Genomic DNA, 20,086 nt, shown 5'->3' on the forward strand with positions numbered 1-20,086 from the left:
TGCGGGAATAGTTTGTTAGGGTTTATCTTCATCGTCACCGGAAGAAGAAACTGTAGGTACTTCTCCGGTGACGATGCTTTTTATACCTCCGGGTCTCTCTGCATAGACCTGTCTGGCTTTCACCTGAACAAACTCAAGTTCCGGATATCTTAGGGCAGTAAGATACCCTCCGAAAACGCAGCCCTGATCAATGTTTACTGTATTGTTTCTAATAATTGGCTCTTGTACAGGTGTGTGACCATATACTACCAGAGCTCTCCCATGATAGTCCCTGGCCCAATCTCTTCTCTCAGGTAAGCCCTCAGGAGTTAGTCTCCCTGTAACATCTCCATACAAAACAAAATCCTGTACAGCACGGGACATCTTGCCTATCATTCGCTCCTTTATCCCGGCGTGAGCTACCACCAGATTGTATCGGTCCAGCACCATATAGGGATTTGCGTCCTTTATAAAATCGTGGATTCTTCTCCTTAGTTCCAGGGCTTTGCTTTCGTCTAGGGACTCTAGCTGGCCGACTGTGGCCTCTAATCCATGCTTTATCTGCACTCTCCTACCTTCTAGATATCTCATCAGCTTATTGTCATGGTTCCCAGGGGTAAACAGGGCTTTACCTTGTCTGCATAGCTCCATCCAAAGCTCGAAACACTCAACTACTTTTGGCCCTCTGTCTGCAAGATCTCCGATAGAGATCAGAGTCCTTCCTTCGGGGTGCTTCCATTCACCGTCTATCTTTTGCCATCCAAGCTTGTCTAAGAGCTCTAGCAATTCATCGTAGCAGCCATGTACATCGCCAACGATGTCGTATGGAGGTTCCACTCTTGGATATATAGGAGGCGTTATCAGATTTATCCTTACTATATCTACATCCTCCTCGTTCAGGATGTATATCTTATCCCATCCCTCAGAGTGGACTTCTCGGAGAGCTACCTCAAGCATAGCTTGCTGCCTTAGCATAACATCCTGTGGCACAACCCTGTTTCGGCTTGAGTTGCGTGCTAGCCTAGTCTCCAAAGATGTGTTCAGTATGATTGCAGTGGCTGGGTAGTAGTGTCTGCGTGCTAGTCTAAGTAATTCTTGTCTAACTGATTTGTTGAGTGCTGTTGAGTCAGCTACTACCAGCTTGTTAAGTTCCATTCGCTTCTGTATGATGAAGTAGAAAAGTTCAAAAGCCTGTTTACTGTAGTACTGAACCTCTTCGTTATCACCTACTAGGGCTCTGCAGTAATCGCTTGATACGATCTCCGTGATGCGAAAATGCTTCCTCGCAAACGTGCTTTTGCCAGAACCTGCTGCTCCTATTAGGACTATCAGGTGAGGCTTATATAGATTGATCTCTAAGGTCTGACTCGCGTTTATTGCCAAAATATTCCTCTATGGAGATATATCCTATAGTTAGCTGGGTTTGCTGTTAAAATTGTACTTATAGAAAATCCTGCTCTTCAAATAACAAAGTTCAGCCCCATAGTAAGCTAGGAGATATGCCTAATGTATTCTTCACTCGACGAGCCTGATAGGCAAAGAATTGACAGGTTACTTGAGGAGAACCACTTAATATTAGCCTCTAATAGGGGGCCATTTGAATTTGAGGTGGTAGATGAAGGTTACAGCAAGAAGCGTGGAGCCGGTGGAGTAGTCACAGCTGTAAGTGCGATAAGCAAGTATGCCCATCCTACTTGGGTTGCCTGTGCTATGACCGAGGGCGATAGGCAGGTAGCTAAAGAACATGGTGATACCACTATAACTGTCGAAGAGGGTGACGTTAGCTATCGATTGCGCTTCGTTTTACTCGATGAGCAGGTATATCATTGGTACTACAATGTTATAGCCAACCCCCTTCTCTGGTTCATCCATCATTACATGTGGGACACACCAAGAGAGCCTATGATAGGCTCTGAGGAATGGCAGGCATGGCACGAAGGTTATGTAGTTGCAAACAAAGCTTTCGCAGACGTTCTATCACAGGAGATAGAGAAGTCTGATAAGCCCCCCATAGTTCTGATTCAGGATTATCAGCTGTATCTTGTTCCAGGTTTCCTAAGGCAAAAACACCCTGATATCGTTATTCAATTTTTCCTTCACATACCTTTTCCGGGTTCGGATTATCTTAGAGTGCTGCCAGTAGAGATGAGACAGGCGATAGTTTCATCTTTGCTTGCCTGTGACATAGCAGGCTTTCAAACTAATCGTTCGGCTGTTAACTTTCTGAGGGCTGCTGGCACTTTTGTCCCAGGAGTCAGGGTTGATTACGATCTAGCCAGTATCAGGTATAGGAACAGGACTACGCTTGTTCGTAGATATCCTATTAGCATCGATACTGAGCATGTGTCACGCCTTGCGCATAGCGAGCAAGCTGATAAGGAACTTGAGTTCCTTAGACCGTACTTCGGTGAAAAGAATATACTCAGAGTCGACAGGATAGAACCTAGCAAGAACCTGCTGAGGGGTTTTGAAGCTTATAGCCTTATGCTAGACAAACATCCAGAACTAAAGGAGAGGGTGAAATTCTTAGCAATGTTAGTGCCCTCCAGGAGCAGTATCCCAGAGTATAGCAGATACCAGGATGAGGTTATGGCGGCTATTGGCAGGATCAATATAAAGCACGGCACAGACTATTGGAGGCCTGTTGAAGCCTTTATCGGGGATAACTATATACGCGCATTAGCTGCCATGCGTTACTATGATGTCCTTTTAGTTAATCCTCTAATAGATGGAATGAACTTAGTTGCTAAAGAGGGTGTCTTGGTGAACGAGAGGGATGGTGCCTTGGTGCTTTCGGATGGCGCTGGTGCTTTTGAGCAGTTCGCACCACTACCGCTTTCCGTTACTGCTGCAGATATATTGGGCACAGCAGAAGCTCTCTATAAAGCCCTCACCATGCCGATTGAGGAAAAAAGAGAGTTCTTGGCACGCCTTAGGGAATGTGTGATCAACGAAGACGTGACTGCCTGGCTTAATAGCCAGCTCATAGATATCAGTTGGTTGATTGGAGCATAGCTTTGGTTAGGAGTGTTCGCGATCAGTGGAATAGAGCGTTAGATATCCTAGGAAATAAGCCCTCAGGTTTGATAACAGACATAGATGGCACAATTAGTGAGCTTGTAGCACATCCTGATGAAGCTGTAGTAACCGAAGAAATCAAGCAGTCGCTAAATTCACTTGCTAAGAAACTAAGTGTAGTAGCGGTAGTGACTGGCCGTTCTGCCCCTAAAGCTATATCTATGCTTGGCACATCCGAATTATTGGTAGTTGGCAACCATGGTATGGAGTGGGCTGAAAACGGCAGGATAGAGGTCGCTCCAGAGGTCAAACCCTATACAGATAAGCTGAATGAGGCTTTAGATAAGCTCTCGTCTGAGATAAGGATCCCCGGAGTGCTAATAGAGAATAAAGGGGTTACTGCTGCTATCCACTATAGACAAACCGAAAACCCAGATGATTCTAAAAGAGTCATATTTGCAAAGCTTTCGGATCTTGCAGAACAGTACGGACTAATTCTGACCGAAGGCAAGATGAATTTTGAGCTTAGACCTCCAGTAAACCTTAACAAGGGGACTGCGTCGATCAGGATAGCTGAAAGATATAATCTCAAGTCCTGTGTCTTCATGGGAGATGACGTGACGGATGTTGATGCTGTCAGGTCTTTAAGAGGATTAGCTGCTAATGGCAAGATAGTGTTCATGAGCATAGCGGTACTCTCAGGGCAAACACCACCAGTTGTGCTCGAAGAAGCTGATATGTTACTAGATGGAGTAAGGCAAGTTGCTGAGTTTCTTAGATGGTTAGATTCATCACTCAAATAGGAGTTTGCCTCTAATGACCGTGCTGTTACGTGAAGATGATGTAAATAAGTTGTTGGATATAAGAGACTCCATACAGCTCATGGAGGAGCTTTTCAGCTACCAACATCTGGACACACCGAGCGTACAACCTCGTAGACGTGTGGCCACCGGCCAGGGAACTCTCAACGTTATGTTTGCGTCTGTGCCGGCTAGAAACGTGTCAGGGCTCAAGTCCTACGTTGTTACTCCCCACGGCGTGAGATTCACGGTATTGATCTATGACAACTCCTCAGCAGAGTTGCTAGCAATGATCGAAGCAAATCGTTTAGGCCAGCTTAGAACGGGGGCAGCCACTGGTGTAGCTACTAAATATATGGCTCGAGAAGATGCCAGCACTCTTGGTCTAATAGGAGCTGGATATCAAGCTGAGACCCAGTTAGAAGCTATTGCTGAAGTAAGAGATCTAAGACGTGTGTTGGTTTTCTCTAGGAGCTATGAAAGGGCTAAAGACTTTTCGCAGCGTATGAGTAATCGGACTGGATTAGATATACAACCTATAAATGATTTAACTGAAGTCGCTGGGTGTGACATTGTAGTGACTGCTACTAGCTCGCAGCAGCCCGTCCTATTTGGAAGTAATCTATCTGATGGTGCGCATGTTAATCTTGTGGGCTCCAATTGGATAAGTAAAGCCGAGGCCGACATCGAGGTGTTGCTTAGAAGTACATCTGTAGTCGTGGACTCTCTTGAATCTGCAAAGATAGAAGGTGGAGATCTTGCTCTTGCTATAGATAGGGGGCTTCTTTGGTGGGAGCGAGTCTTCGAGTTATCGGATGTAGTTACTCGTAGATTTGCTCCTAGGACTTCTGCTTCCGATATCACGCTATTTAAGTCTCACGGCATAGCTAGTGAGGACGTCATCATGGCTCACGAGTGTTACCTCAGGGCTATTAGGAAGGGTATAGGAGAGGATATAGAGCTGAGCTGATATTCTTGACGAAGTTTATAGGCTGTGATAATATCTTTCCAACAACTGAATAATTTCGCCGGCCTTATCAAGAGAGGTGGAGGGAGACGGCCCTGTGAAGCCCGGCAACCAGCGCCCAGGAGCGCCAGGTGCCAATTCCGGCGAGGTCACTCGCAAGATAAGGGGTAGCGGCGAACCACTAAATGAAAAGTTACCCCTTGCGAAAGCGAGGGGATTATTTTTGCCCTCGTCTTTATCCTCGCCAAGACCACACCTCACAAAGATAACTGAGTGGTAGGTGTTGCTGTATTGATTAGCAGGAAACAATTCTACACTTTAGCGGAACCTCTGAAGCTTTGGAGAGGGGGGAGCCTATACCCCGTTACTATCGCGTACGAGACCTGGGGAGAGCTCTCTCCGGAGCGTGATAATGTCATACTAGTGCTGCATGCACTTACTGGTGATTCTCATGCAGCAGGTAAATACAGCGAAGATGAAGATAAATGTGGATGGTGGGATCCCCTTATAGGACCAGGCAGGGCCTTTGATACTAATAGGTACTTTGTTATATGTTCCAACGTAATAGGTGGGTGTCAGGGATCTACTGGTCCATCTTCTATTAATCCCGAGACTGGTTATCCCTATGCAATGGACTTCCCGGTAATAACCATTCAAGATATGGTAGCTGCGCAGGTAGAGCTGCTCAAAGCTCTAGGTATTAACAAGCTGTTAGCGGTTACGGGTGGGTCCATTGGAGGTATGCAAGCAATAGAATGGGTGATTAGATACCCTGATTGGGTGGAAAATGCGCTTATATTCGGCGCATTACCCAAGACGAGTCCTCAGTCGATAGGCTTCAACGCTGTTGGACGCCAGGCAATTATGATAGACCCGGAATGGAAGGGAGGTAAGTATTATCCTTCCCCAGGTCCGGTAGCGGGGTTAAGTGTTGCACGCATGGTAGGTATGATCACCTACCAAAGCTACGAAGGTATGTGGATCAGATTTGGCAGGAAGCTTGCAACCCGACCTACAACCTATTCTCCACTAGGAGAGAAGTTTGATGTCGAGGGCTACTTGGAGTACCAAGGTTACAAGCTAACTCAGAGGTTCGATGCAAATTCCTACCTCTACCTCACGCGGGCTATGGACTTGTATGATGCCTCCGAAGGTTTTGATTCTGAACTGGAGGCCTACGACAGGATAAGGGCAAATATCCTATTAGTAGGCATAAGCACCGACTGGCTATATCCACCCCATGAGGTGAAGGCGTTCGCTAACCAGCTAAGAGATCTTGGTAAAAATGCTGTATACGAGGAACTGGATTCTATACATGGTCACGACGCTTTCCTTAAAGAATGGGAACAAATGACCCGCATAATTACGCTTTATATGGAGAATCTGGGTGACGAGGCGCATTACGTAACTTCGCCACTGGGTGATGGTGAGCTGATAAAATGATCTGTTCGTAATTCTCGCTTCTGGGAGCTTGTACATGCTCATACTTAAATTTGGTGGGACGAGTGTGGGGTCCGCTCAACGTATATTAGCTGTTGCGGACATAATAAGAGCCAATCTGGATCGGAAGCCAGTAGTCGTGCTGTCCGCTATGAGTGGCGTGACTGATTCTCTGGTCGTTGCGACGAATGCCGCAGCTAGAAGAGATGATGCTACTGTGGCGACAATAGTAAGAGACCTCAGAGAGAAGCATCATACGGCAGCTCAACTTTGCGTGGACGACTCACTTAGACCAGAGGTTGTTCACAAGATAGATGAGTATATAGATACCCTCGCACGGATACTCGCTGCTTTGTCTTTGTTACAGGAGGCAAGCCCAAGATCCAGGGACCTAGTTGCATCTTATGGAGAGAAGCTATCGACAACCTTACTTCATGCCACACTCACCTCCCAGGGTATACCAAGTGAGATTTTGTCTGCAGAAGCCGTAATAAAGACGGATGATAACTTTGGTGAAGCTATGCCTTTGATGGAGCAGACAGCCACAGCCTCTAGGCAGTTAATTCCTCCTTTGATAAAGAAGGGAATAGTCCCAATAGTGCCTGGATTTACGGGATCGACCGTTGAAGGTATTACCACCACTTTAGGTAGAGGAGGATCAGATTATACTGCAACTATCTTGGGGGCAGTTCTGGATGCAGACGAAGTCTGGATCTACACAGATACAGATGGAGTGCTTACGGCTGACCCCAAGGTCGTGCCAAATGCAAGACCTATAAGCCACCTCTCGTACGCGGAAGCCCGTGAGCTCTCCTTTTTCGGCGCCAAGGTTATACATCCCAGGACGGTTTTGCCTGCTATCGATCATGGTTTCCCCATAAGGGTTTTGAATAGTTTTAACCCCTGCTTTGCTGGGACTATCATAACAGCTGAGGGAGAGAGGACTGGACAACCAGTAAAATCCATAGCTTACACTAGGAATGTCTGTATAGTCACAGTGGAGGGATCTGGAAGGCCTGGTGGCCCCAGGGTCGCTGGAAGGACTTTGAATGTACTTGAGCGTCTGTCTACAGATGCGTTCCTGACCAATGCTTCCTCTCCTGAGCAAAACTTGAGCTTTGTACTACCCACCGAAAGAGCTAATGCGGTAGTACGTGAGCTGACCATAGAGTTTGCAGACGAGATCCGACGGGGGGAGATCAGAAGGATAGACATGCAGGACCATCTCGGAGTCTTCTCTTGTGTTGGGGAGGGGTTGGGTGAGACTTCTGGTATAGGTGCAAGGGTCTTCACAGTTTTGGGGAAACTGGGTATCAGCGTACACGGATTTGCTCAAGCTCCATCTGGAACCAGCTTTTCGTTCGTTGTTGACTCCGAACAGCTTGATGAGGCTGTTAGGGGCATGCACGAAGAATTCATAGGGAACATGGAGCCTGTAGGTTAGCTTATGAAGAGCATTGGAATATTCCAGTTGGGGCTGGGTAAAGTAGGCAAATCCCTTGTTGATTTGATAATTGGGAATCAGCACAAGTGGGAGAGACTCGGATGGGAAGTCCGATATGTTGCTCTAGCTGATTCCAGCGGTGCCATCATTCCTTATTCTCCCTATTTTTCCTCTGAAGAGTTGATGGAGATAGCTTCGTATAAGCTTAGCGGTAGTAAACTGGCCGATTTCGGGAAATACCAGTTTTATGATTCGCTGGACGTGGTTGAATCTCTCCCTAACTATGGCCTCAATGTGATGATAGACTGTGCTTCTGGTGAGCATACCTTGCCTGTAGTTCTCAAAGCACTAGAGGCTGGCTGGCATGTCTTACTTTCGAATAAGCAGCCCCTAGCGGTTGGCCTCGGTGAATATTCTAGGCTTGCACGCTACTCGGACCACTTATGGTATGAGGCGACGGTGGGGGCTGGTCTACCGATCATAAGTACCTTGCGTTCTCTTCTTGATTGTGGTGATAGTATAGATTACATCCAGGGAGTTTTCAGCGGTACGCTCGGGTTTATATCTTCGAAGATCTCATCGGGAACCACTTTTTCAGAAGCCTTAAGAGAAGCGGTCAATCTCGGATACACTGAGCCAGACCCTAGGGATGATCTGTCTGGTGTGGACGTGGCCAGGAAAGCATTGATCCTAGCCAGGTCACTTGGCAGACAGATCGAAATGTCGGATATCAAGTTGAGTCCTTTCATTCCAGATCTGAGCTACGAGGAATCGGTAGAAGAATTCATGAGCCGTATAGAAGATTATGACCAATACTTTGAGCAGCTGTCTGTACAGGCTGCGCAAAGCAAGCAGGTAGTCAAGTATGTAGCTCGTGTTCCTGTTGACGGAGATGTAACTGTTGGTTTGGAAAGCTTGCCGGCTTCTACCGTGTTTGGGAGTGTCTCGGGGCCTGATAACGTATTCGTTTTCTCTACAAGAAATTATAAGGACAATCCTATCGTGGTCATAGGTCCAGGTGCTGGACCTGTACGCACGGCAATGGGTATAGCCAGTGATCTCCTTAATCTAATGAGGTGAGGTAGATGTCTAAGATTGGGGTTGGCGTTCTAGGTGCAGCTGGCATGGTGGGACAGCGATTCCTGCAACTATTACAAGACCATCCGATGTTTGAGGTTGTTCAGCTGTTTGGTTCTGATAGAACAGCTGGAAAGAAGTACGGTGAGGTAGTCAGATGGCAGATGGATACAGATTTGCCATCTGGGATCTCTGAAATGGTAATAGAACCCATAGACCTTAATAATATGAATAATATGGATTGTGAAGTGCTATTTTCGGCGCTCCCCTCTGAAGAGGCAAGGAAGGTTGAACCTCAGCTGGCACAGAAGGGTTACAAGGTGTTCACCAATGCTAGTGCTCTTAGAATGGACCCTTATGTTCCCCTGATAATACCCTTTGTTAACCACGACCATATTCGTGCTATAGAGGAGCAACGTAAGCAGTATGATTGGAAGGGGTTCGTAGTAGCTAATCCAAATTGCAGCTCCACTCCAGTAGTTATATCCCTGAAGAGATTGCACGAGATGTTCGGAGTGAAGAAAATAATTGTGACTACATTACAAGCTGTTAGTGGTGCGGGGTATCCGGGAGTACCTTCCCTGGATATATTAGGTAATGTGATCCCTTACATTTCTGGGGAGGAGGAGAAGGTAGAAACCGAGCCTCTAAAGATGCTAGGGGTTTGGGAAAAGCCTGATTTCAGATACGCTGATATCTCGATAAGCGCCCATACTAATAGGGTGCCTGTGAAGGATGGCCACCTCGTTACCATCTCTGTCGAGTTTGATAGACCCGTAAGCCAACAGGAAATATTAGATGCATGGGAAAACTGGCAACCGCCCGTCATGAGCATGAACCTTCCGTCACTGCCTCCCAGACCTCTTATATACAAACATGAGAATGATAGACCTCAGCCTGTAAAGGATGTGATGACCCTCTCAGGTATGGGAACTGTGGTAGGACGGCTGCGACCATGTAAGGTGCTCGATTGGAAGTACATAGCTTTAGCACATAACACAATAATAGGCGCGGCTGGGTGCTCAATTCTGAACGCCGAGCTTTACTATGCGACATATTGCTAGCTTAGTATGTGGCTTTGACTTCCTGAATGTATCCTTGCTTATAAAAGTATCGAAGGAAGCCTTGTACATCCATTTCATAGCCAGAGATAAGCCTTAGAGTATCAGCTATAAGCGGGTCTGTGGATGGCGACATGTTAATCTTGCTTAGTGCGTATGCCTCCAGGTCTCTGGCTAGTTCTGGCACATTTACTTCCTTCTTGCTGTCCAATTTGCCCAGCAGATAATCTCTCCAATCGAATAGAGATCTCTCTAGCTCATCAAGATGATGATCAACATCTTGAAATTCTCCGAAATGTGTTAAGTAGAGTCTGGAGGGTTTATAGCTCTTGATGGTCTTGATGCTTGTCCGCCATTTCTCGAGATCAAGATCTGGGGGTGGGGTGGGAGGCAGTGGAGCACTCATCTCGTTCAGCCTGACGCCAGCAACATCGCCAGTGAAGGCTGTATTAGACTGCCTATCTATATAGGTTACGTGGTGAGAAGCATGACCAGGCGTGTAGAGAATTTCGATTGTTCGATCTGCCATTACCAGCTGGTCTTTATCTTTTAGGCTAACGATCCTGCTCTCTTCAACGGGTATCACCTCTCCCCATAGATCTTCCATAGCATTTCCGTATACTCTCTTGGCACTTGCAAGCAGCCGCTCAGGATTTGACATATGAGGCGCACCAATCTCGTGAACGTAGAGCTTGGCATTTGGGAGATGCTGTAGAAGCAGTCCTGCACTACCTGCGTGATCTAGGTGTATATGTGTGACTAACACCCCGCTTATAAAGTCTCTTGCTATCCCCAACTCTCTAATGCCTTCAAGCAGGTTGTGAAGCGTTGTTGAAGGGCCGCACTCTATCAATACTGCCTCCTGGCTGCCAATTAGTAGATACGAGGCAATAGCCCTGGGCGTATTTTTGAACATCAAATCTATCACCCATAGGTTCTCGTCCAACCTCTTGCAGAGACTCAAGGTTTTTTCCTCCATCATTCATTGTTGCGTGTTATTATTGATTGGTGAAGTCTGTAGAATATATGCGGTATCTTTGTAAGGAGGACACCGTTGTCTTACTACGATCGCACAGCTAGATATCTTGTATTGGCAGTCGTGATCTTACTTTTCTTGGTAACTGTGTACATTACTTTTTTAATGCCTCACAATACTGGTCCTGCACCAAGTAGTGTGCCCTCTCCTGGACAAGTAGCTCCTTTCATAAGATAGAGATAATCTCCTGTATTTCGGGAACAGTGAACAGTCAGATTAGGACCAGTAGAAAATCTGGTCCTTTCTGCTCTCAGGAAGCATGCGTTTCAAGGAAGTCAACTACTCTGTTAACATACGCCTCTCTATCCTGGAAATATGCGCCACAGTGTCCCACGTTTGGTAAGACCCATAACTCTTTTGGATCTCCAGCCGCTTCATAAAGTGCAATAGAATCCTCTAGACTACAGAGATCATCACATTCCCCATGGATGAGCATGATAGCTCTTGGAGAGATTTTCCTTACCTCTCGAATAGGTTCGACTTCATCTATGTCGTAGGGCAAAAACTTTTCTGCCAGGTTTACGATTGGAAATGCAGGTAAGCCCGTCTTGCTTCTGAAATATCTTCTGATAACTTTTTTCTGTGAGGCGAAGGGCGAATCAGCAATTACTGCAGATACTCTTTGATCTCTTGCTGCTGCCATTATTGCTATTGAGGCTCCCATTGAGTAGCCAATAAGAGCTACAGGTAACTGATGAGCCCTCTTAGATGCAAGATTGATAGCAGCCAATGTATCTTGGGTCTCATAATAGCCCAGAGTGTTTATATAGGGATCGGAATCACCTCTACCTCTATAATCAAACATCAGTATGTTCATCTTATGACGCCAAAGAGCGCCAGCTATTCCCAAGCAGTCTGACTTAGGCCTTCTATGTCCAGCAAGTGTTATGACCGTCCTCTTAGCTTCGGGATGTGTGATCCACCATCCTTTGAGCCGTATCCCATCTGATGATTGAATGACAACGTCTTCAAATGGAATTCCCAGCTCCCAGGGAGTCATTGTGCGAGGATCATAGGAGGATGGTGCCACCATTCTTCTTGCTAGCTGGCGGGCACCCAAGGTCATAAGGACCGTTGCCCCTATTGGCACACTTATGAGCATGTTTATCTTAGCCACTTTGCCAGCCATTCCTAGTAAGGATTATATCACCATACTGTGGCACTGCTCTTGCTCTCTATTAGGAGAATAATTTATCAGGAGGAAATAGAATGTCACTCACCGACCCAAACATTGTTGATACTGAACCCAATCCTGTTGATGAAAGTCTTCCAGACACAGGTCAACCTGACAACGCTGATGCGGGACTAACCGGATCTGGAGATGTTGATATCGATGCTACTCCAGAGCGCGGAGAGCCTCCCGAGGAAGAAATGTCGGATAACGATGTAAAAGTAGATAGAAACCTTGGGAGCTAGTCAGAGCCGAGAACAATAGTCCTAGCAAACGTTGCGTTACACTGTAGAGAGCCACGATGGAGGATTTGTCCAGTCGCTGGCCTCTACTGCATTCAGGTCCACATATAGGGTTATGGTTTGTTCATTTACTTGATACACAGCCTGGTGGGGAATGTACAAAGTTGGCTTGCCAGTGCTTCCTTCCACCTCGACTACAGCATCAGGTATTCCCTCTCTCTCATCTATGCTTAGTTCCGTAGTGTCTTCGGTTTCTCTCATACCTACTTGGGCTATGCTATGCCGCTCCCCGGTGATATCTTGACCAAAGTGCACAGCCTTGACCTTGCCAAGAGTAGTTCCATCAGAAGTCTTGACCTGCATGCCTTCCTTGACCATATGGAAAGTAGTAGGATCTGCCATTTCCTTCTCCTGCGCATTTTTATAGTTTATAAGCCAAAACTTGGAAGGGGTCAATCCACTAACTTGCTAAACCTCTAATGTGCTGTAGCATAAGGTCGCTCATATTTGGCCCTTGCCAACCAAGGGGAGTATATACATACCATCTCTTGTTGCCTTGCTGATCTATGATGAATATCCCAGGGGTATGTATAATTTGTCCACCGTATTTCTGGCTTTTCTCAGATAATACATTGTAATTCTTCCAAACAGTCCTTAGAGTAGATGGGCTGCCATTCAAGAAGTGGAAGTTAGATATCTCCTCTAATCCCCACTGCCTTATAGCTTTATTTATATCCTTCTTACTAGATACTTCAGGATTAACGTTTATTGCCAGAAATACTACTTGATCTCTCAAGCTTCCTAAGTTTTGGTAGGCCTTTTTAATATCCTGGGAAGTTAGAATACATATATCAGCACAGTGCGGGTCCATGAATGACAATACCACTATCTTCCCATGAAGGTCAGATAGACTCATTTGTCTACCGTGCTGATCTATCAGGCTAAAATCAGGGGCCTTGCCAGAAAGTTCTGTCCCTGCATACTGTTCTGAATCATTTCGAGCCAGTGGTTTAGTGCACGAAACTGTAAGTATCGATAATAGCATAGCTAGATATATGATTTTCGAGACTAATTTTGCCACGACAGCCCTCCATCACGGCTTACGTAGACATTACCTTGTTGATCAAGTACCGCAAGCATGTTTGACTCTGGGTCTCCTACTGCTACGGAGATGATGAGGCCACTAGTAGTTAGTGGTATCTTTTGCCAACCTGATGAGGTTAGTTTCCAGAGGCCAACGGATGTGCCAGCGTAGAGTATATTGCTATTTGGTTGTAAGTTGATATCCATAACTACGCCACCTGGACTACTAATTGGCTGCCAGCTGTGCCCGCCATCTTTACTTTCCCATATCTCAGAGGCTACCCCAGCATAGATTTGCTTGCTATCTTGAGGGGCTATAGCTATGCTCGTTATACCACCCTCACTCCCTTGAGGTGCTCCAGTCTTTTGCCAAGTATTCCCTTCGTCACTGCTTACGTAGATGCCTCCTTGCGAAGACGCTATGTATATGTACCTGCCATCTTGAGATGCAGCTATATCTTCAATTGATACGGATGCTGGGGGTTTGATTAACCTCAGATTATGGGAGCTGTCGAGGAAGTAGATGTTTTTCTTTGTTGCGAAGTACATGGAATTGTCTGGTAAGGGGCAGATACTTATAATGTTTGCTATTTCAGATGTCAGTGTCCCCCAGTTCTTGCCGCCATCTTGGCTTATCATTAGCCCACCCCCGAATCCGAAGTAGACATTTGTATCGGAAACAGCCACTACCCTAGGTTCATCAACGGCAAAGTGATGGGTGGCTACTACCTGCTGCTTTGAGGACTGCTGTCTTGCTAGTATAAGGTTACCCAGGGCTAGTCCAACTACAGCGCCTAGTATGGCGGTGATACCTATATAGAGCATGAATTTAATACGTTGAGAGGTAAGAATCTTAGATCTGGTGTTTACTTTCAACTCTTGATCTATAAACCCCTGACTGACATAAATTATCCGTCAGGAAATTGTAGCATCTGGAGCAAAAAGGTATTGAGTAATGTGGAATTGCTATAAGTATCTTAGGAACCAGTCCCTGGCTAGATCTGCAACTACCTCTAACTTGCCTGGCTCTTCAAATAGGTGACTAGCGCCTTCTACTATCTCTAATCTTTTCGCACAATTCAATTTATCAAATGCTCTTCTGTTCAGTTCTATAACCGGGTAATCTAGGCTCCCTACTATCAGCAGAGTTGCAGCTTTTACTTGCTCGAGATAAGGTTCCGCTAGATCTGGTCTACCTCCTCTTGAGACGACGGCTCCAATGTCGTCAGGGTTTCTGGCTGCCGTTATTAGGGCTGCTGCAGCGCCGGTGCTTGCTCCAAATAATCCTTTGTTGAGTCCTACCAGGTCGTCTCTGTTATTTGCCCAATGCAGGGCGGCTTCAACCCTACTGGAGAGTTTGGGGATATCGAATCTCAGTTGGCTACTTCTTAGATCTATAACCTCTTCCTCAGAGCTAAGTAGATCCATCAGTATAGTAGCTAAACCTGCGGCATTTAGACGTTCGGCTACAAATCTATTTCTGGGGCTAAACCTGCTGCTACCGGTGCCATGTGCGAATATAACCAATCCTCGTGGATCTGAAGGTATACATAGGAAACCCTTAAGCTGGGTGCTATCAGCTAATATGGTTATCTCCTGTTCACCTAAGGTGTTCACAGCTACATCTCTCCCTTGCTTTGAGCCTGTTCTTGGGTCGATTCTATTAGACGTTTGACCTCCTCATCCGATATCTGCCTGAAGTCACTGTACCACAAGCCAACTGCCCCAAGCTCCGAAGGGGTTAGTAAACATACTAGCTCGTCTACCAGACTACGCATGAATGGAATTGCCTGTGAGGCGCATACTGGTATTGCCAGAATTATCTTCTTAGGATTTCTGCGCCTGACTGACTCCACAGCTGCTCTAGCTGTTACGCCTGTTGCTAGGCCATCATCTACTATAATCACAGTCTTACCTTCGAGAGGGATGTCTGGTCTCCCATCTCTATATTCCTGTGTCCTTCTTTGTAGCTCTTGAGCTTCCTCTTGAGATACTTTCTCTATATATTCTTTGCTAACTCCAAGGAGTCTTATCAATCGGTCGTCCAGAACCCTTATACCTCCTGGTGCTATTGCTCCTATACCTAGTTCGGGTTGCCCTGGGGCACCTAGCTTGCGAGCTACCAGCACGTCCATTGGGACACCCAGGTAGGTTGCTATCTCGTAACCTACCGGCACTCCTCCTCTTGGTAGTGCTAGTACTACTACATCCCCTTGTCCTTTATATAGAGATAGCTTCTCGGCCAGCTTTCTGCCTGCTTCGGATCTGTTTCTGAACATGATCTTTTCCCCTGATGGATTTTGTAGCAAGGTGGATTCCAAGGCAGCAGCATTATGATAGGTATCTGTGGACTTCTGCGTCCTTAGACTTTGTCTTCCATTTCTGTTCTTTCAGAAAGTGTTCTACCCAAGGACCAGTGCTCAACAAACCAGATGTAGCAAAGGCGTGTACTATCATAGGAGCTATTAAGGACTCTCCGGTTATCAAAAAAAGGCAACCAAACAGGAAACCAGCCGCAGTAACGCCTGCTACAGCTTTGCTTCCCCATTTAGCAGGTATATGGTAAGCGCCGAATACTAGGGTAGATATGAATAATGCAGTGGGATTGCCTATGTAGTTACCCAACAGCCCAATCATGATACCCCTGAAAACCAATTCTTCTGCGGGTGCATTCAGCACGCAGTAGTATGTTGTTTCAAGTAGTACATCAGGGGTTGTAGGACTGGAATTCCATTTGAGGACCTTTACCCGAAATGCCCAACTTACTACGCCAATTATGATGCCAATCAATATCGCTGGTAATAGGGTGTGTGCACCACTAAAGTACAAGCCAATATCCTTTGCGGATAAAGGAGTGGCTAGAATCAGCATTGCTGGGATAGCTATCATTGGGACTATTCGAAACGGGAAATCCCACTTCATCCAGCTTATGGAATCTTTTACAGTAACTTTTCTGCTGGACATTCTGGTACCCGGTGTACTGCTAGCCGAATAATTTATCGAGGTAGTTATTTACGTCTTGTCTATAAGTATCTCTTTTCCCGAGATCCTTTGTTATCCATTCCCTGATTGGGTTACCATATTTGAGATGTTCTCTAACTATACGCTGAAGCCTCTCTGGAGTGACGCCACCGTACCAAACCCGGTCGGGATAGATGATTAGTGTAGGACCTAACTCACACAGTTTACTGCAAGCTGCTGGACGAAGGAGGACATCTCCTTCTAAGCCTTCGTCTCTTAGAGCCTGTTCTAGCACTGTAATTAATTGGGATGTGTTGCGCTTGGAGCAATCGGCTCCAGCGCAGATAGCTACGCTATACTTCATATCTTTTTCCATTACATAACTTAGTTAGATTATACTACTAACAGCTTGTGTATTGCCCCTTGGGTGAGAACTGTATGTATGACTTCACAATCATAAAGTCTACAAAGCTATCAGTGTACATTAGGCGCATAGCTGATATCCTAGTAATACTTGGGGTCCTGCTGGTTCTAAGTTGCATGCCGGGGGCTGCTCGAGAGGACACCTTCCCTCAAAGTAATCTAGAGAAGATAGAAATCACCAGTCCGGATTTTATTCAGGAGAATTCAAAGTTAGTGATACCAACAAAGTTCACCTGCGATGGAGAGGATATATCTCCCACCTTGAAGTGGAAAGGGGTACCTCCCAAAGCTCAGAGCTTAGTGTTGATCATGGATGATCCCGATGCTCCTGGTCATATATCTCCATGGTCGCATTGGGTCATGTTCAATATTCCTGCGACTCAAATTGGCTTGCCACAAGCTTTACCTAGAACTATTAGGCTGCCTAATGGAGCCGTACAGGGAGTAAATGACTTCAAAGAGCATGGGTACCGCGGCCCTTGTCCTCCTAATGGCACTCACAGGTACTACTTTCATCTATATGCCTTAGATATCAGGCTGAATCTCACCCCTAATGCGACAAGAGATGCGGTACTGAAAGCAATGAAAGGACATGTAATTGCTTATGGAGAGCTGGTAGCGAATTATAGCAGGTAGCTCGAGTTGTTATATTATTACGAAATTCTTGATCGACAATACCTAGATCTGGTGCCGTAGTAGCAATTTGCTTATACATGGAGGAATATGACTGATAAAAGGTACGTAATAGTAGGAAATGGCATAGCTGGGACGACCTGCGCTGAGACCCTGCGCAAACTTGACCCTAATTGCAAGATTACTATAGTTGCCGCTGAACCATACCCTCTATATAACAGAGTAGCTCTTCCACGGTTTCTGAAGGGGATAGTTAGAGAAGAAAAGGTATTCATGCGTACCTTCGAGCAACACAGGGAGAAGGGCATAGACCTGCTCACATGCACCGTTGCCCAACACTTGGATACTAATGAGCAGTTACTGTACCTGGATAACGGGCAGATACTTCCTTACGATGCCCTTCTTATAGCTACGGGTGGTAGGCCTAACAAACTACCTTGTGAAGGTGGAGATCTCCCCTTTGTATTTAACTTTCAAACCATGGATGATACTAAGAATATCATCAGGGAGGCTACTGAAGGAAAGTCTGGGGTTGTAGTAGGGGGGTCATTCATATCCTATGAGCTTGCTGAAGGTTTTGCAATGCGAGGGCTTAAGACTACTTGGGTTATGAGGGGCCCTAGGTTTCTTCGCAGAACCTTGGATGAAGAGGGTGGCGCTATAGTGCATGAGCTTGCCAGGGAGCATGGAGTAGAAATTATCTACCAAGATGAGGTTGAAAAGATAGTCTCGGATGATGGCGTTAGAGGTCGGGTCATCACCAAGAAAGGGCGTGAAATCGATGTAGACATTGTTGGGGTAGGTGTAGGGCTTACTTTGAACACTGATTTTCTGCAGGGAAGTCCTATAAGGATAAATAGAGGGGTTGTGGTAGATGAGTACCTTCGGACCAATATAAATAACGTATATGCTGCTGGTGATATAGCTGAATTCTACGATGTTATCATCCAGAGCTACAACATCATGGGAACTTGGGATAACGCCCTCTCTCAGGGTAGGGTAGCTGCAATCAATATGGCCGGAGGTAATGAGATCTATAAGGAAGTTCCTACCTACACCAGCCCGCTGTTCAATTCTAATATTGCAGTTATAGGGGCAACTCCTGAGATAAATCCAAATCTGGAGTATGTAGTAAGGGCTGACATAGATTCTAAAGAATACAAAAAGCTATTCTTTATCGAGGACAGGCTAGTAGGTGCTATCACAATTGGGAGTCCGCGGGGAAGAAAGAGAATGATTAGCATGATTCTCGCCGGAGAGAAAATAGAGGGACCCCGAGAGAGCCTGCTTGATCTTAAGTAAAATTAGTCTTAAGTAAACTTGGGGAGGTATAACCTCCCCAAGTTTACTTATACACATGCGGCTACTGCCTTATCTTTTTCTAATTCCAGTTTTTGTGGGACGTACAGCTTGCCCACGCCAATGCGTGCATCGGCCATACCATAGTACACATCAATACGATCTGGCTGCCCGAGATCTATCCTCTGATCTACGGCCGTTGGGAATACGACGTTGTTTACAATCCCCTGCCTCTCATCCTCCGTTGTAGGTTCGAGGATGGGCATCTTGGAGCGATAGATAACTTTAGTGGGGTCGTCTCTATCTAGCACCAAAGCTCCCGCTGCGTAGTAGACATTTGGTTGTAGGTCTACACCTTCTATGATCTCGCCACTAACTCCATGGAAAAGGGTCAGCCAGCCATGTTTGGTCAGTATAGGAGGAGTCCCCCCACCTATTTTTAGTGCTTCCCAGGATTCTTGTGGAACAGCGAGCAATCTGTGGTTAGAGAAGTGCGTTAGCCCCCTAAGATCAGAACCAATCTTGTCCACCGGGCAGTAGGAGATCCATATGCTTGGCCTAGAGTCTTCTACACCTTCTGGGAGCACTTGATAGGGCGGTGCTCCCCAGGGTGCAACATCGTAAGTTGGCCTATGAATGAGAGCTATAGAATCATTTCCATCAGGGTCCTTAATGAGCTCTGGAAATATTAGGGCATCCTTATTGGTATAGAAGTCAAACTCTACACCTCTAGCTGGTGCAAACTTGGCAAGTCCAAGCCGCCTCCATTCGAAGAGGTCATCGGACACAGCTAAAGCTATTCTTGGTCCCAATGGGCCATATGCGGTATAGGTCATCACATATTTGTCCAGGTAGGTTACGAAGGTAATCCTGGGATCTTCGCATCCTGCCGTTCTAGGGTTCTTCTCATAAGAGGCGGTAGGCTCAAGTACATAACCCAGACGTTCGACAGCCTTAGGATCTCCCTGATCGTCAAATATAACCTTAGCTATACCTATCCTAGAGTAATTTTTCTCTGCCACTACTCTTGGGAAGATATATAGCTCTCCATTCCGACTCCTAGCTGCTGCGGGATTAAGAACTCCCCAAGCTTCATCGGGGTTGTTAGGATCGGGTTCCATTATTACTCCGAGGCGTTCTATGCAGAAGAGAGGCTTTTCTGTCACGGTCACTTAACCGCCTCCTAGAATTTGAATAATGCTCCAACAAGAAATAACATAATCGTTTGTATTTTGTTTCCTATTTGACACAATAATCCCCTACGTTTGCAAATGGTTGATAACTGATCTCTTAATATATTTACGTTTTTTAAATTCTTCAGTTTTCTCACAGTTACTATTTTTGATCTCAGCCACAGTTCCCCTCATATGGCAAGATTTATGCTTGCTGCTTGACTGGGGAAACGATGGCTGCTGAGCAACAATTATATCGGAAAGCCTTTCTAAATTTTAG

The 20,086-nt window shown here is 46.0% G+C and carries 21 protein-coding genes and 1 riboswitch; of the genes, 10 read left to right on the forward strand and 11 right to left on the reverse strand.

Annotated features, from left to right (window positions below):
* Positions 1-15 precede the first annotated feature (15 nt).
* Positions 16-1,362 (reverse strand): AAA family ATPase, encoded by a 1,347-nt coding sequence (locus TTER_RS04220; RefSeq protein ID WP_012874790.1) that lies wholly within the window; start codon positions 1,360-1,362, stop codon positions 16-18.
* A 123-nt stretch (positions 1,363-1,485) separates the two neighbouring features.
* On the opposite strand from TTER_RS04220, the gene TTER_RS04225 reads away from it, so the two are divergent.
* The 7 genes from TTER_RS04225 (at position 1,486) to asd (ending at position 9,789) form a co-directional block, all read left to right on the forward strand.
* Positions 1,486-2,994, forward strand: coding sequence for an alpha,alpha-trehalose-phosphate synthase (UDP-forming) (locus TTER_RS04225; RefSeq protein ID WP_012874791.1), 1,509 nt, complete (start codon positions 1,486-1,488; stop codon positions 2,992-2,994).
* 2 nt (positions 2,995-2,996) lie between these two features.
* Positions 2,997-3,800 carry a trehalose-phosphatase gene (otsB, locus tag TTER_RS04230; protein ID WP_012874792.1) on the forward strand — a complete coding sequence of 268 codons (804 nt, stop codon included), beginning with the start codon at positions 2,997-2,999 and terminating at the stop codon, positions 3,798-3,800.
* A gap of 13 nt (positions 3,801-3,813) precedes the next feature.
* Positions 3,814-4,767 (forward strand): ornithine cyclodeaminase family protein, encoded by a 954-nt coding sequence (locus tag TTER_RS04235; protein ID WP_012874793.1) that lies wholly within the window; start codon positions 3,814-3,816, stop codon positions 4,765-4,767.
* A gap of 61 nt (positions 4,768-4,828) precedes the next feature.
* Positions 4,829-4,931, forward strand: a riboswitch (SAM riboswitch).
* A gap of 124 nt (positions 4,932-5,055) precedes the next feature.
* Positions 5,056-6,207: a homoserine O-acetyltransferase MetX gene (metX, locus tag TTER_RS04240; RefSeq protein ID WP_012874794.1), complete on the forward strand. Its 1,152-nt coding sequence runs from the start codon at positions 5,056-5,058 to the stop codon at positions 6,205-6,207.
* 34 nt (positions 6,208-6,241) lie between these two features.
* Entirely contained in the window at positions 6,242-7,648 is a 1,407-nt protein-coding gene (locus TTER_RS04245) for an aspartate kinase (protein ID WP_012874795.1), read from the forward strand.
* A 3-nt stretch (positions 7,649-7,651) separates the two neighbouring features.
* Entirely contained in the window at positions 7,652-8,728 is a 1,077-nt protein-coding gene (locus tag TTER_RS04250) for a homoserine dehydrogenase family protein (RefSeq protein WP_012874796.1), read from the forward strand.
* 5 nt (positions 8,729-8,733) lie between these two features.
* Positions 8,734-9,789, forward strand: a complete 1,056-nt coding sequence (gene asd, locus TTER_RS04255; protein ID WP_012874797.1) for an aspartate-semialdehyde dehydrogenase — start codon at positions 8,734-8,736, stop codon at positions 9,787-9,789.
* Between the two features lies 1 nt (position 9,790).
* Here the strand turns inward: asd and TTER_RS04260 are convergent, their stop codons facing one another.
* Entirely contained in the window at positions 9,791-10,750 is a 960-nt protein-coding gene (locus TTER_RS04260; protein WP_012874798.1) for an MBL fold metallo-hydrolase, read from the reverse strand.
* Positions 10,751-11,072: 322 nt separating this feature from the next.
* Positions 11,073-11,939: an alpha/beta hydrolase gene (locus tag TTER_RS04265; protein WP_169302619.1), complete on the reverse strand. Its 867-nt coding sequence runs from the start codon at positions 11,937-11,939 to the stop codon at positions 11,073-11,075.
* Between the two features lie 92 nt (positions 11,940-12,031).
* Here TTER_RS04265 and TTER_RS04270 point away from each other — a divergent pair, with 92 nt between their 5' ends.
* The gene (locus TTER_RS04270) at positions 12,032-12,238 is read left to right on the forward strand and encodes a hypothetical protein (protein ID WP_012874801.1); all 207 of its coding nucleotides are present in this window, start codon (positions 12,032-12,034) and stop codon (positions 12,236-12,238) included.
* A gap of 36 nt (positions 12,239-12,274) precedes the next feature.
* On the opposite strand, the gene TTER_RS04275 is transcribed toward TTER_RS04270, so the two are convergent.
* The 7 genes from TTER_RS04275 to TTER_RS14620 form a co-directional block, all read right to left on the reverse strand.
* Positions 12,275-12,637, reverse strand: a complete 363-nt coding sequence (locus tag TTER_RS04275) for a DUF2171 domain-containing protein (RefSeq protein WP_012874802.1) — start codon at positions 12,635-12,637, stop codon at positions 12,275-12,277.
* Positions 12,638-12,695: 58 nt separating this feature from the next.
* Positions 12,696-13,316 (reverse strand): SCO family protein, encoded by a 621-nt coding sequence (locus TTER_RS04280; protein ID WP_012874803.1) that lies wholly within the window; start codon positions 13,314-13,316, stop codon positions 12,696-12,698.
* Positions 13,304-14,194 (reverse strand): sialidase family protein, encoded by an 891-nt coding sequence (locus tag TTER_RS04285; protein ID WP_041424346.1) that lies wholly within the window; start codon positions 14,192-14,194, stop codon positions 13,304-13,306. The genes TTER_RS04280 and TTER_RS04285 overlap by 13 nt, the downstream gene beginning before the upstream one ends.
* A gap of 90 nt (positions 14,195-14,284) precedes the next feature.
* The gene (locus TTER_RS04290) at positions 14,285-14,935 is read right to left on the reverse strand and encodes a dienelactone hydrolase family protein (protein WP_012874805.1); all 651 of its coding nucleotides are present in this window, start codon (positions 14,933-14,935) and stop codon (positions 14,285-14,287) included.
* A 2-nt stretch (positions 14,936-14,937) separates the two neighbouring features.
* Positions 14,938-15,597: a phosphoribosyltransferase gene (locus TTER_RS04295; RefSeq protein WP_012874806.1), complete on the reverse strand. Its 660-nt coding sequence runs from the start codon at positions 15,595-15,597 to the stop codon at positions 14,938-14,940.
* 52 nt (positions 15,598-15,649) lie between these two features.
* Positions 15,650-16,282, reverse strand: coding sequence for a CPBP family intramembrane glutamic endopeptidase (locus tag TTER_RS04300; RefSeq protein ID WP_012874807.1), 633 nt, complete (start codon positions 16,280-16,282; stop codon positions 15,650-15,652).
* Positions 16,283-16,301: 19 nt separating this feature from the next.
* Positions 16,302-16,643 carry a (2Fe-2S) ferredoxin domain-containing protein gene (locus tag TTER_RS14620; RefSeq protein ID WP_012874808.1) on the reverse strand — a complete coding sequence of 114 codons (342 nt, stop codon included), beginning with the start codon at positions 16,641-16,643 and terminating at the stop codon, positions 16,302-16,304.
* Between the two features lie 74 nt (positions 16,644-16,717).
* Between TTER_RS14620 and TTER_RS04310 the strand changes: the two genes are divergently transcribed.
* Positions 16,718-17,338 carry a YbhB/YbcL family Raf kinase inhibitor-like protein gene (locus TTER_RS04310; protein ID WP_012874809.1) on the forward strand — a complete coding sequence of 207 codons (621 nt, stop codon included), beginning with the start codon at positions 16,718-16,720 and terminating at the stop codon, positions 17,336-17,338.
* 87 nt (positions 17,339-17,425) lie between these two features.
* The gene (locus TTER_RS04315) at positions 17,426-18,637 is read left to right on the forward strand and encodes an NAD(P)/FAD-dependent oxidoreductase (RefSeq protein ID WP_012874810.1); all 1,212 of its coding nucleotides are present in this window, start codon (positions 17,426-17,428) and stop codon (positions 18,635-18,637) included.
* Between the two features lie 47 nt (positions 18,638-18,684).
* Here the strand turns inward: TTER_RS04315 and TTER_RS04320 are convergent, their stop codons facing one another.
* The gene (locus TTER_RS04320; RefSeq protein WP_012874811.1) at positions 18,685-19,806 is read right to left on the reverse strand and encodes a glycoside hydrolase family 130 protein; all 1,122 of its coding nucleotides are present in this window, start codon (positions 19,804-19,806) and stop codon (positions 18,685-18,687) included.
* Between the last annotated feature and the right edge of the window lie 280 nt (positions 19,807-20,086).

Source organism: Thermobaculum terrenum ATCC BAA-798, assembly GCF_000025005.1.
GTDB lineage: Bacteria > Chloroflexota > Chloroflexia > Thermobaculales > Thermobaculaceae > Thermobaculum > Thermobaculum terrenum.